Annotated in this window: 14 protein-coding genes; 7 read left to right on the forward strand and 7 right to left on the reverse strand. The window is 73.1% G+C overall.

Going from position 1 to position 15,131, the window contains the following annotated elements:
• Window positions 1-7: 7 nt before the first annotated feature.
• The 3 genes from ACWGIS_RS17170 to ACWGIS_RS17180 form a co-directional block, all read right to left on the reverse strand.
• On the reverse strand, window positions 8-682 hold the full coding sequence (locus ACWGIS_RS17170) for a helix-turn-helix domain-containing protein (RefSeq protein ID WP_453363237.1): 675 nt from the start codon (window positions 680-682) through the stop codon (window positions 8-10).
• Window positions 683-720: 38 nt separating this feature from the next.
• The gene (locus ACWGIS_RS17175) at window positions 721-1,620 is read right to left on the reverse strand and encodes a universal stress protein (RefSeq protein ID WP_453363238.1); all 900 of its coding nucleotides are present in this window, start codon (window positions 1,618-1,620) and stop codon (window positions 721-723) included.
• A 148-nt stretch (window positions 1,621-1,768) separates the two neighbouring features.
• Entirely contained in the window at window positions 1,769-2,398 is a 630-nt protein-coding gene (locus ACWGIS_RS17180) for a hypothetical protein (RefSeq protein ID WP_453363239.1), read from the reverse strand.
• A 398-nt stretch (window positions 2,399-2,796) separates the two neighbouring features.
• Here ACWGIS_RS17180 and ACWGIS_RS17185 point away from each other — a divergent pair, with 398 nt between their 5' ends.
• Entirely contained in the window at window positions 2,797-3,237 is a 441-nt protein-coding gene (locus ACWGIS_RS17185; RefSeq protein WP_453363316.1) for a cyclic nucleotide-binding domain-containing protein, read from the forward strand.
• 217 nt (window positions 3,238-3,454) lie between these two features.
• Here ACWGIS_RS17185 and ACWGIS_RS17190 read toward each other — a convergent pair whose 3' ends face one another.
• Both ACWGIS_RS17190 and ACWGIS_RS17195 read right to left on the reverse strand, forming a co-directional pair.
• Window positions 3,455-4,447, reverse strand: coding sequence for a phage baseplate protein (locus tag ACWGIS_RS17190; RefSeq protein WP_453363240.1), 993 nt, complete (start codon window positions 4,445-4,447; stop codon window positions 3,455-3,457).
• Between the two features lie 187 nt (window positions 4,448-4,634).
• A complete protein-coding gene (locus tag ACWGIS_RS17195) occupies window positions 4,635-5,189 on the reverse strand; it encodes a GlcG/HbpS family heme-binding protein (RefSeq protein WP_453363241.1) in 555 nt (184 codons plus the stop codon).
• A 385-nt stretch (window positions 5,190-5,574) separates the two neighbouring features.
• Here ACWGIS_RS17195 and ACWGIS_RS17200 point away from each other — a divergent pair, with 385 nt between their 5' ends.
• The 6 genes from ACWGIS_RS17200 (at window position 5,575) to ACWGIS_RS17225 (ending at window position 13,779) form a co-directional block, all read left to right on the forward strand.
• The gene (locus tag ACWGIS_RS17200; protein ID WP_453363317.1) at window positions 5,575-6,795 is read left to right on the forward strand and encodes a sensor histidine kinase; all 1,221 of its coding nucleotides are present in this window, start codon (window positions 5,575-5,577) and stop codon (window positions 6,793-6,795) included.
• Window positions 6,792-7,442, forward strand: coding sequence for a response regulator (locus ACWGIS_RS17205; protein WP_453363242.1), 651 nt, complete (start codon window positions 6,792-6,794; stop codon window positions 7,440-7,442). The genes ACWGIS_RS17200 and ACWGIS_RS17205 overlap by 4 nt, the downstream gene beginning before the upstream one ends.
• A 167-nt stretch (window positions 7,443-7,609) precedes the next feature.
• Window positions 7,610-8,044 carry a VOC family protein gene (locus tag ACWGIS_RS17210; protein ID WP_453363243.1) on the forward strand — a complete coding sequence of 145 codons (435 nt, stop codon included), beginning with the start codon at window positions 7,610-7,612 and terminating at the stop codon, window positions 8,042-8,044.
• 171 nt (window positions 8,045-8,215) lie between these two features.
• Window positions 8,216-9,406, forward strand: a complete 1,191-nt coding sequence (locus tag ACWGIS_RS17215; RefSeq protein WP_453363244.1) for a carboxylate-amine ligase — start codon at window positions 8,216-8,218, stop codon at window positions 9,404-9,406.
• A 198-nt stretch (window positions 9,407-9,604) separates the two neighbouring features.
• On the forward strand, window positions 9,605-11,386 hold the full coding sequence (locus ACWGIS_RS17220; protein ID WP_453363245.1) for an N-acetylglutaminylglutamine amidotransferase: 1,782 nt from the start codon (window positions 9,605-9,607) through the stop codon (window positions 11,384-11,386).
• A complete protein-coding gene (locus ACWGIS_RS17225; protein WP_453363246.1) occupies window positions 11,362-13,779 on the forward strand; it encodes a S9 family peptidase in 2,418 nt (805 codons plus the stop codon). The genes ACWGIS_RS17220 and ACWGIS_RS17225 overlap by 25 nt, the downstream gene beginning before the upstream one ends.
• Window positions 13,780-13,862: 83 nt before the next feature.
• On the opposite strand, the gene ACWGIS_RS17230 is transcribed toward ACWGIS_RS17225, so the two are convergent.
• Together ACWGIS_RS17230 and ACWGIS_RS17235 are read right to left on the reverse strand one after the other, a co-directional pair.
• Complete coding sequence (locus tag ACWGIS_RS17230; protein WP_453363247.1) at window positions 13,863-14,384, reverse strand: DUF6098 family protein; 522 nt, start codon at window positions 14,382-14,384, stop codon at window positions 13,863-13,865.
• Between the two features lie 193 nt (window positions 14,385-14,577).
• Complete coding sequence (locus tag ACWGIS_RS17235) at window positions 14,578-14,994, reverse strand: CBS domain-containing protein (RefSeq protein WP_453363248.1); 417 nt, start codon at window positions 14,992-14,994, stop codon at window positions 14,578-14,580.
• Window positions 14,995-15,131 lie beyond the last annotated feature (137 nt).

The following is a 15,131-nucleotide window of genomic DNA, read 5'->3' on the forward strand; positions in this document are numbered from 1 at the left end:
GACCTGCTCAGGTCTCGATCCGGCGTCCGGTGACGGCAAACGGTTCGATGCGCAGCCACAGATCGCGGCGTCCGCCGGCCCAGGGCGTGCTGTGGGCCCGCCGGGCGAGCCTGCCCGCCTCGTAGGGGTCCGTCACGCCGCGCGCGTGGCCGCGGACGAGCACGCTCCAGCCCTCGCTGAAGGCTTCGTCGATGTGGTCGACCTCGAAGGCGACAGGGCTGCCGGACGCCAGGGCGGGCGTCGCTTCGTACGCGGTGCGGAAGGCGATCGTGCCGTCGACGACCGTGTAGTTGACCGGGACGATCGTCGGCCCCCGCGCTGTCTGGAACGCGAGCCTTCCGACGCCGTGGGTCGACATCAGATCCCCGCACTCGGTCCTGCTCAGTTCCGTGAACCGCGGCGTCCGGCCCGCCTGTCCGGCACCGGGCGGCCGATCGGTGTCACCTCCGGTGAGGGCCGGCACGGTGGTCTCCAGAGCTGCCGCGAGCGCGACGAGTGTGCCCGCTCCCGGGGCGGCACCGGCGTGCTGCTCCAGGTGTGCGAGGTAGGGGGTGGCCATTCCGGCTCGCGCGGCCGTCTCCTCACGCGTCAGCCCGAGTTGGCCGCGGCGCGCGGCGACCCGGCGGCCCAGGTCGCTCGACGGCGGGCGCTGGGCCGCGTCGGTCCGAGTCCGTTCGGTCATGGCGCTTCACATCCTTCTGGTGTGCGGTGGCACGTGCGTCAGCGGTGTGCGACGACCGCGACGGGGGCGGTGGCGTGGTGCGTCACGGCGTGTGCGACGGAGCCGATGTGCGTGCCCACCGGGTGGCGGCGGACCCGTCGGCCGACGACCACCAGGGATGCCTCACGGGACGCGTCGGTGAGGAACTCGGCGGCCGATCCGAAGCGGGACTCCGCGGTGACCTCGACCTCCGGGAACTTCCGCTGCCACGGGAGCAGGACGTCGGCGAGAGCGGACGCCTGTTGACGACACAGCTCCTGGTGCAGTTCGAGGTCGGCGGCGAGTCCGTAGGCGTAGTAGGGCGGGGGGTTCCAGCCGTGGACCACACGCAGGGACGTCCCCCGCAGTTCGGCGGCCTGGAACGCGAACTCGATGAGCGTGTCGTCGGGGCTGTCGACCGTGAGGCCCAGGACGACGGGGCGGTCCGGAGACGCCTGGCCTCCCGGGATGTCCCCGGTGCGCCCACCTGGCTGCTCTCCCGCACGGACCAGGACCACCGGGACCAGCGTACGGGCCACGACGGCCTGGCCGACCGAGCCGACCATGAATCCGCCGACGCCGCTCAGCCCCCGGGAGCCCAGGACCAGGAGAGCGGAGTCCTGCGCCGCGGCCGACAGGGCCTCGGCCGGGCGGCCGTTGATCTGCTCGACGACGATTTCGACCCCCGGGTGGCTTCTCCGCAGTGCTTCCGCGGCCTCCCGCGGGATGCGCTCGGTCCAGTGCTGCTGCGTCTCGACGCCGAGCAGCGGGGCCTGCGCGAACGGCTCGGGAACCGGCTCCCAGACGTGGACCAGCTTCAACGGCAGGCCGCGCAGTGCGGCTTCCCGGGCGGCCCAGTCGGCGGCCGCGCGGCTCTCGGGAGATCCGTCGAGGCCGACGGTGACGGTGGTGCGGGGCATGCTCTCCACCTCCTGAAGTGTTTCTGCTTCCAGCGTCGTCGCCGCGGCTCCCGAGGTGCAGGGGCCGCAGGTCCCTGGCGGGGGCCGGTCGGCCCTACGGCCGTCGGCACGGCGGGCCCTCCTCCGGGCCCCGCCGTGCCCTTGGCGGTCAGCGCAGCCAGCCGTTGTCGCGGACGATCGGCAGGCGGGCCCAGAGCCGGCCCAGCCCCCAGGTCGCACCGGCGCCCGCCGCCGCGAGGGCGATCAGGACGACGGCGTAGATGACGTGGTAGTCGGTGAACGGGTTGGTCGACATGCTCGGCGAGCCGTCGGACAGGTGCTTGGCGGGCGGCCATTCGGCGATCCACATCAGCGCCATCATCACGGTGCCGGCCGCCGCGGCGAGCTTCAGCGCGATCCCGCTGATCAGGGCGACACCGATGCCGAGCAGGCCCAGCATGAAGAGCCAGTCGGCCCAGCCTGCGCCCGCCCAGTCGTGGAACGTGGACTCCATGGGGCCCGCGGCGACACCGCCGAGGAAACCTTTGGTCGGCGAGCCGCCGTCGGTCCAGCCCTTGCCGGACGGGGTGGCGTAGCCGAGGCCGAAGGTCTTGTCGAGGAACGCCCACAGGAAGACGAACCCGGTGAACAGGCGCAGGGTGGCGAAGGTGTAGGCCCGCGCGGTGTGCGTGCCGGTGTCTGCCGACACGGCGGGCTCAGAGGTGGACGCGGTCCGGTCCGCGCCGGAGAACGGCAGGTGGAACCTCGGGCTCCGGTGAGGGTGCTCGTGCACGGCCATGGTGGTGGTCCCTTCGGCAGTCGTTCGGGATGTGGAGGACGGAGAACGTCGAGCGGTGCCCGACACCCCTCACTCTGGCCGTGCGCGGCGGTGGGAGGAGGATGCCGAAGGTCCGCGTCCGGAGGGCTGAACGGCCCTATTGGCAGGGCCCGTTGAGACGATGTGACGCCGGGGAGGACGCTGCGGCCGGGCGAAGAGGAGAGCCGCGCTCCTCAGCTGCCTCACACAGCGAAGCGGACGCCGGCGCGGTGTGCCGAAGGGCTCTCGGCGGCTGCCGGACGGCCCGGCCGGTGGGCCGGGTGGCCCATGGCCTGTCGGCGCCCAGGGGGACACGCTGGAAGCGGCAGGTCCATCACACGTCCTGGAGGCCCGTCGTGATCACTTCCCCCACGTCCGGCATGCTGAAGGCGCTGCCGGCCGAGCATCGGCAGCGGCTGATGCGCCTTGCCCGCGAGGTGTCCTTCCCGCAGGGGACCCGCCTCTTCGAGGAGGGCGCGCACGCCGACCGGTTCTGGATCATCCGCACCGGTCAGGTGACCCTCGACATGCACGTGCCCGGCCGCAGGGCGGCCGTCATCGAGACCCTCGGACACAACCAACTCCTCGGCTGGTCCTGGCTGTTCGCTCCGCATTCGTGGCATCTGGGTGCCGAGGCCACGACACCGGTACGGGCGTACGAGTTCGACGCCACGGCGGTCAGGTCGCTGTGCCGGGACGACCCCGCGCTGGGCTCGGCGGTCTCGCAGTGGGTGGGCGGGATCGTCGCCCACCGCCTGCGCTCCGCCCGCACCCGTCTGCTGGATCTCTACGCCCCCTACGGCAGCGGCAGTAGGCGCTGACCGTGTTCTGCACGGCGCCCAAGACGGCGTGCACGGCACCTCGCACCTCGTGAGCGTGTGATGACCACACCGTCGCAGCCATCGGCCGTGGGGCCGAGTTGAACGGGCGACGGGGCGACGGGGGCCATCAACGACGCCCGGAGTGAGGCGGATCGGTCTCGCTCCGGCCGTTCGCGCGGGGCGGAGGCGCCCTCCTCCGCCCCGGCTGCCGTACCCGTCAGACGAGCGCGTTCTTGTAGAACAGGTTGGAGCGGCGGTCACCGGCCTCGCCCGAGGCGAAGCCGAGGAACAGGCGCACCTCGCCGGCCACCGTCTGGTAGATCGCCATGCCCTCGGGCTCGCGGAAGGTCAGGGTCGAGCCCGCCTTGGTGAGGACCGGGCCCTGGGCGACCTTCCCGGTGTTGAGGTCGATGGCGGTGACCTCCGAGTCGACGATGTTCCCGTTCGCCTCGTAGCTGGTGCCCGTCAGCACGTAGAGGTACTGGCCGTACGCCGTGTAGCCCTGGAAGACCGACGACGCAGTGGCGAGGGTCGGCATGACGAAGCGGGCCAGCGGACTGCTGAAGTCACCGCCGGCCGCCGCGGAGAGGGAGTGCACGGAGATGTACCGGTCGCCGTCCAGGAGGTAGCGCACGATCAGCCGGTTGTTCACCGGGTCGGTCGCACACGTGTAGGACGTCGCGCCCGCCACGGGCGTGTACTTGGTCAGCGCGGAGGAGGTGTTCGTCAGCGTGGTGCCGCTGGTGAACTTGAAGCGGGCGAGGCGCGTTCCGTAGCCGCTGCCGCTCGTGTCGGTCTCCGTCCACAGGTAGGTGGAGGTCCCGACGGCCTGGGCGCCTATGGACACCCCGTGGCCGAAGCCGGTGAGGTGCATGTAACCGACCTGGTTGCCCTCGAAGTCGAGCTGGGTGACGCACAGGTCGCCGGCCGTCTCCGCCGAACCGTCGCGGCGCTGCACCACGAACAGGCGGCGGTTGACGTTGTCGAAGACGAAGCCCTGCTGCACGGTGCTGTCGTGCAGGGTCCTGCTGCGGAACAGGTCGTACGACGGTTCCGTGAGGTCGAATCGCGAGGACGCGGGCACCGCGGCGGAGGCCGCGCCCGTTCCCAGACCCAGGCCCGCGGCGGCCAGGCCCAGACCGCCGCCGGCCCGCAGCAGGTTGCGGCGGCTCAGGAGCGCGGGGCTGTGGGACGGGGTCGATGAGGACATCGTTTCTCCTTGGTGACTCGGTGACGAGGAAGATCCGAATTTACGACAGCAATCCGTGGCTTCCGGCACCGGGTCGTCCCGCCCGTGTCCCAACGTGCCTGGCCGGCAGCCGGATTGGCAGCCGGGTGCCGGTCTCGGGGACCGCGGGGCCGGGTCCGGCGGCGTCCGCGCCGGACCCTTCGCCGGTTCAGCGGCCCAGCGCCGCCACGCCCGCCGCGGCGAACTTCTCGTCCAGGTCCCCGGACGGCGCGCCCGCGACGCCGATCCCGGCCACCGGGGCGCCCTTGACGGCGACGGGTACGCCACCGGCCAGGAACAGCGTGCCGGGGATGTCCTTGAGGTTCGGGGTCTGCTTCAGCCGTTCGGCGAGCGCCGAGGTGGGCGCGTTCCAGGAGACGGCCGTGTACGCCTTGCGCTGCGCGGAGTCGTAGGACTGAGGGCCGGCGCCGTCGCCCCGGAGGGTGACGACGGTGTTGCCGTTGCGGTCGACGACGGCGACGGTGACCCTCTGGTTCTCCTTCTCGGCGGCGTCGAGCGCGGCCTGGGCGGCCTGTGTGGCGGCATCGACCGTGAGGTGGCTGGAGGTGAGGGTGCTGCCGCTCTTCGCCTCGGCCACGGACGCCACGGCGGTGGCAGCGGGCGAGGAGGCGTTCGCGGACACCGTGCCGAACGTGCCGGCGGCGACGGCCGCGATCACGGCGCCACCGGTGGCTATGCGGGCACGGCGGGAGAGCTTCTGCATGGGTTCGACTCCTGGTTCGGGAGGGTGGTTCGCTGCTTCCGCCCTCAAGCCTGGTGCCGCGCGAGGCCCGGTCCGGTCGGCGGTACGGCTCGCCGTGGGGCGCCGCACGGACGATGCCGGGGTCAGCCGATCGGATGACCCCGGTATGGCCCGGGCTGGCGACAATGGGAGTGTTCGGGCAGGCCGGAGCGGTGGAGGAGGTGGACGCGTGGACACGGAGGCCGACCGGGCCCACGGCCGCGACGCGGATGCGTACGGGGCCCACGGCCGCGACGCCGATGCCTACCGGGCCTACGGCGCGGGCGACGACCGCGAGGAAGGCACGGACCCCGGCACGGACCGGCGGGACCCGGGTGCGGCGGACGCCCGACGGCTCGGTGCCGTGATGCACGTGGCGTTCTTCCTCCTGCTCGGCGGCGCGCTGGCGCGGTTCCTGCTGCGCCACCCCGGCGAGGCCCGGACGCCGTGGATCATCGCGCTCTCCGCTCTGCTGGCGGTCCTCTACGCCCTCCCGTCGCGCGGGCCCCGGGGGTCGGCGTTCGCGGGGGTGCACGGCCCGTGGGCGCCGGCCGCGCGGGGGGAGGCGGCGGCGCGGGGCCGGGACGGCGGCCGGCTGGGCGCGTGGGCGCTCGGGCGGCCCGCCGCGGTCGTGGCGGTGTGGATGGTCCTCGTGGTCCTCGCGCCCAGCTTCGCCTGGTGCGCGGTGCCGCTCTTCTACACGGGGCTGCGCGTCCTGCCCGAGCGGGCGGCGCTCGCGCTGGTCGCCGTGCTGACGGGTTTCGTCGTGGCCGCGCAATTGCGTCTCGCCGGGTCCTTCGACCCCAATCTGCTGCTGGCCCCGCCCGCCGTCGCCGCGATCGCCACGGCCGTCTTCCTCCAGAGGGAACGGCAGAACGTACGGCAGCGGCTCCTCATCGAGGATCTGGTCCGCACCCGCCGTGAGCTGGCCGCCTCGGAACGCCGGGAAGGCACCCTCGCCGAACGGCAGCGTCTGTCCATGGAGATCCACGACACGCTCGCCCAGGGCCTTTCGAGCCAGCGGATGCTCCTGCAGGCGGCCGATCTGGTCTGGGAGTCCGACCCGGTGAAGGCCCGGGCGCACGTGCGCACCGCCGAATCCGTCACCGAGCACAACCTCGACGAGGCCCGCCGCTTCGTCCACGACCTGGCCCCGTCCGACCTGGCCGGCGGCGGCGACCTCGCCCAGGCGTTGCGCGCCCTGGCCGCACGCGAATCGCACGAGCGCCTCACCGTCCAGGTCCGCGTCGACGACGCGGGCGACGGGCCCCGGCTCCCCGAGCGGGTCCGCTCCGCCCTGCTGCGGATCGCCCAGGGCGCCCTGGCCAACGTCAGGGAGCACTCCGGAGCCCGTACGGCCACCCTCACCCTCACCCTGCTGGACGACCGGGTCGTCCTCGACGTGGCCGACGACGGCCGGGGTTTCGTCCCCGGGGAGCCGCCCGCCTCCGGCTCCGGGGCGCGGGGCCACGGGGTGCCGGCGATGCGTGCGCGCCTGCGTCGCCTCGGCGGCACCCTGACCGTCGAGTCCGCGCCGGGCGAAGGCGCCGTCCTGTCCGCCGCGATCCCCTTGGAGCCCTCCTCATGAACGACGCGCGAGAGACCTCGGGGCCCGTCCGCGTCCTGCTGTGCGACGACCACGCCGTGGTGCGGGCCGGGCTGCTCGCGCTGCTGGACAACGCGCCCGGCATCGAGGTCGCGGGCGAGGCCGGCACGGGAGAGGAGGCGCTCGCGCTGAGCGCGAAGCTGCGACCGGACGTCGTCCTCATGGACCTCCAGCTCGGGGACGGCATCGACGGAGTGGAGACCACCCGCCGCCTCACCACCGCCGGCGGTGACGGCCCGCGCGTGCTCGTCCTGACGACGTACGACACGGACGCGGACATCACCCGGGCCATCGGGGCGGGTGCGACGGGCTACCTGCTCAAGGCGGAGCGGCCGGAGGAACTGTTCGCCGCCGTCCACGCCGCCGCCCGCGGCCGCACCACGCTCTCCGCCCCCGTCGCCGGCCGGGTGATGGCGAGCCTGCGCAGCCCGCGGCCCACGCTGACCGACCGGGAGCGGGACATCCTCACGCAGCTCGCGCAGGGGCTCGGCAACCGCGAGATCGCGAAGGCCCTGTTCATCAGCGAGGCGACGGTGAAGACCCACCTGGGACGCATCTACGGCAAGCTCGGCGTCGACACCCGGGCGGGCGCGGTGGCCGTGGCCAAGGAGCAGCGACTGCTGCCGTGAGCCCGGCCCTGACGAGCCTCCGCCGGGAGTCCCGTGGACTGCTGCCGCGGCGGGTTCGGCTCGCCCCCGGGTAGCGGACACTCCCTGGCCGCCACCCCTGCGACTGTCATCGCACGACGCCGGGACGCGCAACCCTCCCGGCCCTTCCCGTGAGACAGGAGCACCACATGTCCGTCGCCGCCGTGACCCATCTGAACTTCCGAGGTGACGCCCGCGAGGCGCTCACGTTCTACCAGTCCGTGTTCGGCGGGGACACCGCACTGGTGACGTACGAGGACGCCGGCAACGTCCAGGACCCGTCCGAGGCCGACCAGGTGATGTGGGGCCAGGTCACCGCCGCCAGCGGCTTCCACGTGATGGCGTACGACGTGCCCGCTCGCATGCCGTGGAACCAGGGCGAGAACGCGTTCTTCGTGTCGGTGCGCGCCGGGACGGCGGCGGAGGCCACCGCCTGCTGGAAGAAGCTCATCGAGGGTGGGACGGTGCTGCAACCGCTGGAGCGGGCGCAGTGGGCGCCCCTGTACGGCATGCTGCGGGACCGGTACGGCGTGACCTGGGTCGTGGACGTCGCCGCCTCCCCGGCGGAGGCCGACGCTTCGTAGCTCGGAAAGGCCCGCTCACGTGTGCTTTCGGACTCGCGGGGGAGCACCGCGCGCGTATTTGATCGTCATCGGGGCACTCCGATGTGCATGGCCGCCGTCATGCGGACGGCGGCGGAGGAGCGGAGTTTCGGGAGGGGCGGCCGAGCGTCGCCCCGCCCTCGAGGAGTGGCCGTGACTGTGCGCATCGGAGTGGAAGAGGAGTTCCACCTGGTCGAGGTGGAGACGGGTCTGCTGGTCCCGCGTGCCGACGCCGTGCTGGACGGGCTCTCGGAGGACACGTTCACCACGGAGCTGAAGCAGTCCGTGGTGGAGACGAACAGTGGCGTGCACGGCTCGCTGGACGACCTGCACGCCGACCTGCTCGGCAGCCGGCGCCGGCTCGACAGGGCCGCGTCCGCCCAGGGACTCGCCGTGGTGGCCGCCGGGACGGTGCCCCTGGCCCGTCCTGCGGACACGCTCACCACTGACGGTGTGCGGTATCGGCACATGGTGGACGAGTACCGGGCCGTCGCGGACGAGCAGCTGATCTGCGGAGCGCAGGTCCATGTGGACGTGCCGGACCGCGACACGGCGGTGCGGGTCATGTGCGAGGTCTCGCCGTGGCTGCCGCCGCTGCTGGCACTGTCGGCCAGTTCCCCGTTCTGGCAGGGCGCCGACACCGGCTACGCGAGCTGGCGCACCATGCTGTGGCAGCGCTGGCCCACCGCCGGACCCGTCGGCTGCTTCGCGGACGCCGCCGCCTACGACTCGGCCGTGAACGACCTCATCAACACCGGCGTCATCAGCGACGCCGGCATGATCTATTACGACGTCCGGCCCTCCGCCCACCAGCAGACCCTCGAACTGCGGATCTGCGACGCCTGCCCCCGCGCCCAGACCGTGGTGTTGATCGCCGGCCTCTTCCGCGCCCTGGTCACCCAGGCCCGAGAGCGACTCGAGAGCCGTGGCACCACCTGCGACGGACGCCACGAATGGCTGCGCGCCGCGACCTGGCGGGCCGCCCGCTCCGGCCTCGAAGACGGCCTCATCGACCCCGCCACCCGCCGCGAGGCCCCCGCCGCCCACGTCATCCACACCCTCCTGCAACGCGTGCGGCCACACCTGGAGGCCCACGGCGACTGGGACACCGTCCACACCCTCACCCAGGAAGCCCTCGCCGAAGGCACCGCCGCCCACCGCATGCGCCAGACCGCCGACCAGGAAGACCTGCTCGCCTGCGTCGACCTCGCCATCGCCGAAACCCGCGGCGACCGCAAAGCAGCCCGACCCGCGGACGGCATGCACCGGCGGCTCGCCACACCCACGCGCCTCCGGGCCGGCGGCATCCTCGGTTCCGCTCCGAGCCGCCTCGCCGGCCCCTGACAGCGCGTCGTCGGGCACCCGGCGCCGGCCCTGCCCCGGCACTCCTGGCGGTCCCGTCCCGGCGACGCTCCGCATCCCATCACCCTTGAGGAGGATCAAGGTCATGTCCAGCACTCGTGCCGCTCGGACTCCTGCCCACCGATCCGGCCGACCACCGACGGGCGGTCACCGTCCGGCCCGCCGGGGAGGCGAGGCCTGATGTGCGGACTGAGCGGGGAAATCCGTTTCGACGGCGGGCGAGCCGACGTGGCGGCCGTGGAGCGCATGAACGACCGCCTCGCCGCCCGAGGTCCCGACGGCCAGGGAGTGTGGACGCACGGACCGGTGGCACTGGGCCACCGGCGACTGAAGATCATCGACCTGTCGGATCTCGGCGCGCAGCCGATGACGGACACCGAGCAGGACATCACCGGGGTCTTCAACGGCTGCGTCTACAACTACCGCGAGCTGCGCGAGGAACTGACCGGTCTCGGCCACCGCTTCGCGTCCACCTCCGACACCGAGGTGGTTCTCAAGGCCTACCGGCAGTGGGGCACGGCATGCGTCGACCACTTCCACGGCATGTTCGCCTTCGCGATCTTCGAGCACGGCAGCGGACGGCTGGTGCTGGGCCGCGACCGGCTCGGCATCAAGCCGCTGTACGTCTCGCAGACGCCGGACCGGCTGCGTTTCGCCTCCTCGCTGCCCGCTCTGCTCGCCGCCGGCGACGTGGACACCTCGCTCGACCCGGTCGCCGTCCACCAGTACCTCACCTGGCACGCCACCGTCGCCGCCCCCCGCACCGTCCTGGCCGGGGTACGCAAGCTGCCGCCCGCCACCGTGCGGGTCGTCGAGCCGGACGGCCGCCACGAGGACCACCTGTACTGGCAGCCGTCGTACACCCGCCGACCGGAGTTCGCGGACATGACCGCGACCGAGTGGCGGGACGCGGTGCTCGACGCGCTGCGCACCGCCGTGCGCCGCCGGATGGTGGCCGATGTCCCTGTCGGCGTCCTGCTCTCCGGCGGCCTGGATTCCAGCCTCATCGTGGCGCTGCTGGCCGACGAGGGACAGCGGGACCTCGCGACGTTCAGCGTCGGCTTCGAGTCCGAGGGCGGGGAGGAGGGCGACGAGTTCCGCTACTCCGGCCTCGTCGCCAAGGAGTTCGCCACCGACCACCACCAGCTGCTGGTGCCCTCCGGCCGGGTGTCGGAGGCGCTGGACGGGGCCGTCGCGGCGATGAGCGAACCGATGGTCAGCCATGACGTCGTCGCCTTCCACCTGCTGTCCGAGCAGGTGGCCAAGGAGGTGAAGGTCGTCCAGAGCGGACAGGGCGCCGACGAGGTGTTCGCCGGCTACCACTGGTATCCGCGGCTGGCCGCCGTCGACCGGGAGCACGAGCCGCGGCGGTACGCCGAGGTCTACTTCGACCGGCCGCACGCCGACCTCGCCCGGATGCTGCAACCGCACATGCTGCCGTCCGACGACGTGTCGGGCCGCTTCGTCAGCGAGCACATGTCCGTCGACGGCGCCGAGACCGCCCTGGACGCCGCCCTGCGCCTGGACACCCACGTCATGCTGGTGGACGACCCGGTCAAGCGGGTCGACAACATGACCATGGACTGGGGCCTGGAGGCCCGGGTGCCGTTCCTCGACCACGAGCTGGTGGAACTGGCCGCCGCCTGCCCGCCGGAGCTGAAGCTGGCCGACGGCGGCAAGGGAGTCCTGAAGGAGGCGGGCCGCAAGCTGCTCCCCCGCGACGTCGTGGACCGCCCCAAGGGCTACTTCCCCGTGCCGGCGATCAAGCACATGGCCGGCCCCGTCCTGACCCGGGTGCAGGACGCCCTGAACGCTCCCGCGGCACGGCAGCGCGGGATCTTCCGGGAGTCGTACGTGCGGGAACTCCTCGCGGCACCCGACGAACACCGCACGAATCGCGGAGCGAACGCGCTGTGGCAGGTAGCTTTGCTGGAGATATGGCTGCAAACGCACGGAATCTGACCGACCGGAACGGCCCCCACGGCCTGTACACCGCCTCGGAGCCCTCACTCCTCGCGTATCCGTCCACGGCACCCGGGACGCCCCCTCGTGACGGGCCGCGGTCGGAGACACAGCCGCACGCCTACACCCGGTCGGCCCTGCCGGAGGTCGCGCGGGCCCGCGCCCTGACGGCCCCGGCCCAGGTACCGCTGCCAGACGCCTCCGGCCCCCGGGAGGCCACGACCCGCCTGGTCGCGCACGGCTGCTGGTATCCGTCCGTCGGCCCCGGCGGCGCCGAAGCGGCGTTCATCTGCGACCGGAGCGGCATCCCCCAGCTGTGGGCGGGACCGGTCGACGGCGACGAGCCGCGCCTGCTGGACTCCGACCCGGACCCGGTCCAGGAGGTGTCCTGGTCCCCCGACGGCCGGTGGATCGCCTACACCACCGCTCCGGGCGGCGGTGAACACACACGCGTGCTCTGCGTACGACCCGACGGCACCGGCCGCCACATCCTGGCCGGTGCCGAGGCGGGCAGCTCCGCCCACCTGGGCTGCTGGCGCCCCGACGGTTCGGCGCTCGCCGTGACCGTCGCGACGCCGACCACCTCTGCGGGCGGCTCCCCCGCGCCGGCCGCGGCCCACCCGGGGACGGTGACCGGCGGGCTGCCGGCCGGATGGACCGAACGCGACGGCCACGCCGTCCTGCTCGACGGTGCCGCACACCCTCGCACCGACCCGAACCCCTCCCCCACCTGGCGTGACATCGGCTCCGGCCTGGGTTCGCCGGACGGGTCCGCCCCGGGATACACGGGTGCCGCCCGTGCCGACGGCGGCTCCGCCACCTCGTTCAGCGCGCACGACGCGGAGACCGGGGACGCGCTGTCCGCCTATCTGATCGACCCGGACGGCCTCACCGCGCCGACGCTCCTCCTCACGGAACCGGGCGCCGCCACCCTGCGCGTGTGCGACCTCAGCCGCGACGGCACCCTGGCGCTGCTGCGGCGGGGGCCCCGCGGCCACCGCGAGGCCGTCGTCCTCCCCACCGTCGCCCCGGGCGCGGCCTGGGCCATGCGCGTCGCCGACGGCGACCCCTGGATCGGGCGCTTCTCGCCCGACGGGCGGACGCTGTGGCTGCGCAGCGACGCCGGCCGGGAGTTCGCCGCGCTGTTCGCGGTCGACCTCGGACCCGGAGGCCGGCCGGACCGTGTGACGGCGGTGGCCGCCCGGGAGGACTGCGACCTGGAACTGCTGGCCTTCGCCGATCACGGACGGCTGGCCGTGCTGGCGTGGAACGTCCGGGGAGCCGGCGAACTGGAGATCGCCGAGGTGTTTCCCGCCGAGGCGGGAACCGTGACCTCCAGCGTCGACGCGGCTCCACCGGCGGGCGGAGCCGGAAGCGCGGGCACGGCCTCCCCCGGCCCGGCCGAGGGGACTCCCCGGACGGGACCCGCGAGGCCCGTACCGCTGCCCCACGAAGTGGTCACCCGCGTCGCGGTGGCGGACGAGGGCCTGCCGGTCCTGGCCATGTCCGGGTCCCAGCGCCGGCCCGGCGTGTGGTGGCTGACCGACGGCGGGGCTCCGGCACGCACCCCGTGGTCGTCCCGCGACGAGGACGCCGTACCGCCCGGCCTTCCCCCCGTACGGCCGGTGCCGCTGAGTCCGACCGCGCGGGACGGACTGCCCCTGAGCGGCTGGTACTACCGCGCCCCGGGACGCGCCGCGGGCGAACTCGCGCCGTGCGTGATCCATCTGCACGGCGGCCCCGAGGAACAGGAACGCCCGGTCTTCAACCCGCTGTACCACGAACTGCTCTCCCGCGGCCTGGACGTCTTCGCGCCGGACGTGCGCGGATCCTCCGGGCACGGACGCTCGTTCGTCGACGCGGATCTGGGAGAGGGACGGTTCGCCGCGCTCGACGACGTCGCGGACTGCGCGGCCCATACGATCGTGACGGGGCTGGCCGATCCGGCCCGGCTGGCGGTCATGGGCCGCTCCTACGGGGGCTATCTGACCTTCGCCTCCCTCGTCTGGCATCCGGATCTGTTCCGTACCGGCGTCGCGGTGTGCGGCATGTCGGACTTCGCGACCTTCTTCGAGGGCACCGAGCCCTGGATCGCGCAGTCCGCGGCGCACAAGTACGGCCACCCGGAGCGTGACCGGCACCTTCTGCGCTCCCTCTCCCCGATGACCCGCATCGACGCGCTGCGCGTGCCGCTGCTCGCGGTGCACGGCGAGCACGACACCAATGTGCCGCCGACGGAGTCGGAGCAGTTCGTGCGGGCGGCACGGGAACGCGGCCTGCCCGCGCAACTGCTCACCCTGCGCGACGAGGGGCACGACTTCCTGCGGGCGGACAACCGCCGCCTGTTCCGCCGTGCCGCGGCGGACTGGCTCCAGCGGCACCTCACCGGGTGAGCGGGACCGTCCGGCCGGCGACGGCGTCAAATCGTACGGACACGTCTTCACCCGGTCGACCACGACGGCCGCAGGTGCCCCGTTCAGCCGGACGGAGTCCCCGATGCCTCCGCAGATTCCTGAGCCGTTCCGTCCCGGTGGGGAATGGCGTCGCTCAGGTCCTCCCGGCGGTCCAGAGGGCCCCAGTCGCCGGGCTGGCGGGTGACGATGTCGTGCGCCTCGTCGATGACGTGGTCGGCGATCCAGCCGAGCGGCTCGACGTCGGTCACCAGCGGTTCGTTGTCCGGTCCACGGGCCGTCTCGGTGCCCCGCAGCACCCACGGCCGGGTGCGGGGGTCCTTCACCCGCGGAAGATGGCAGTAGTCGTAGAGCCGCCGCGCGACCCACACGTGCACCGGCCGCCGGCCCCACCAGTCCTCGACGTCCAGCGGCGTGGCCGAGAGCCCCGGCAGTTTCACGCCGGTCAGCTCGTCCGTGCTCGTCACGTCCGGCAGGTCGCGTTCGGGACCGCGCGACCAGCGCACGTACAGATCGCGGCGACGCGTGACCAGCCGGGTCACGTCCTCAAGGCTCTCCAGCACGCGCAGCTCGCCAGTGGTGCTCATGATGCAGCTCGCGGGTTTCTCTCGTTCAGGCGGTGATCGGTGTGCTCGGCGACTCGTTGCCCGCACCGAGCGCCGCCGACGGCACCCTCGGGCGCCGAGGGCAGGAGCTCGGTCCTCCGCACGGGCACCCGGGCCCCACGCCTCCGTGACGGCGCGCCGCCGTCGGTCGGCCGGGGCCGGGTGCGGCCATGCGTCAGTCGGTGGACAGGGCCTGCACGAGGTCGCCGACCTTCGGGTCGGACAGCGAGCGGGCGACGTCGGCCTGGGCCACCATGCCGACCAGGTCGTGCCCGTCGATGACCGGCAGCCGCCGTACCTTGTGCTCGGCCATGGTGCGCAGGAGCTCCTCCACGTCGTCGTCGGCGCCGATGGTCACCGCCTCGCCCTGGGCGAGTTCGCCGGCCTGACAGGTGGCGGGGTCCTTGCCGGCACCGAGGACCTTCACGACGATGTCCCGGTCGGTGAGCACACCCTTGAGCTTGTTGTCGGTGCCGCAGATCGGCAGCGCGCCGACACCGAGGTCCTTCATCTTGCGGGCGGCGTCGAGCACGGTCTCCTCGGCTCCGACGCACTGAGCCCCGCCCGTCATGATGTCTCGCGCCTTGGTCATCGCGTTCCTCTCCGGTTGTGCGGCCCGTACCGGTCTCCGCGAGGGAGGGACACGGGCGCCGTGGTCACGGTGGATGCCGCCTGGGTTCCCCCTCATCCGGAGTCGTAACGAGGTCTTTCCGCAGCTCGGCAAGCGAG

The organism is Streptomyces sp. NPDC054842, from assembly GCF_053611025.1.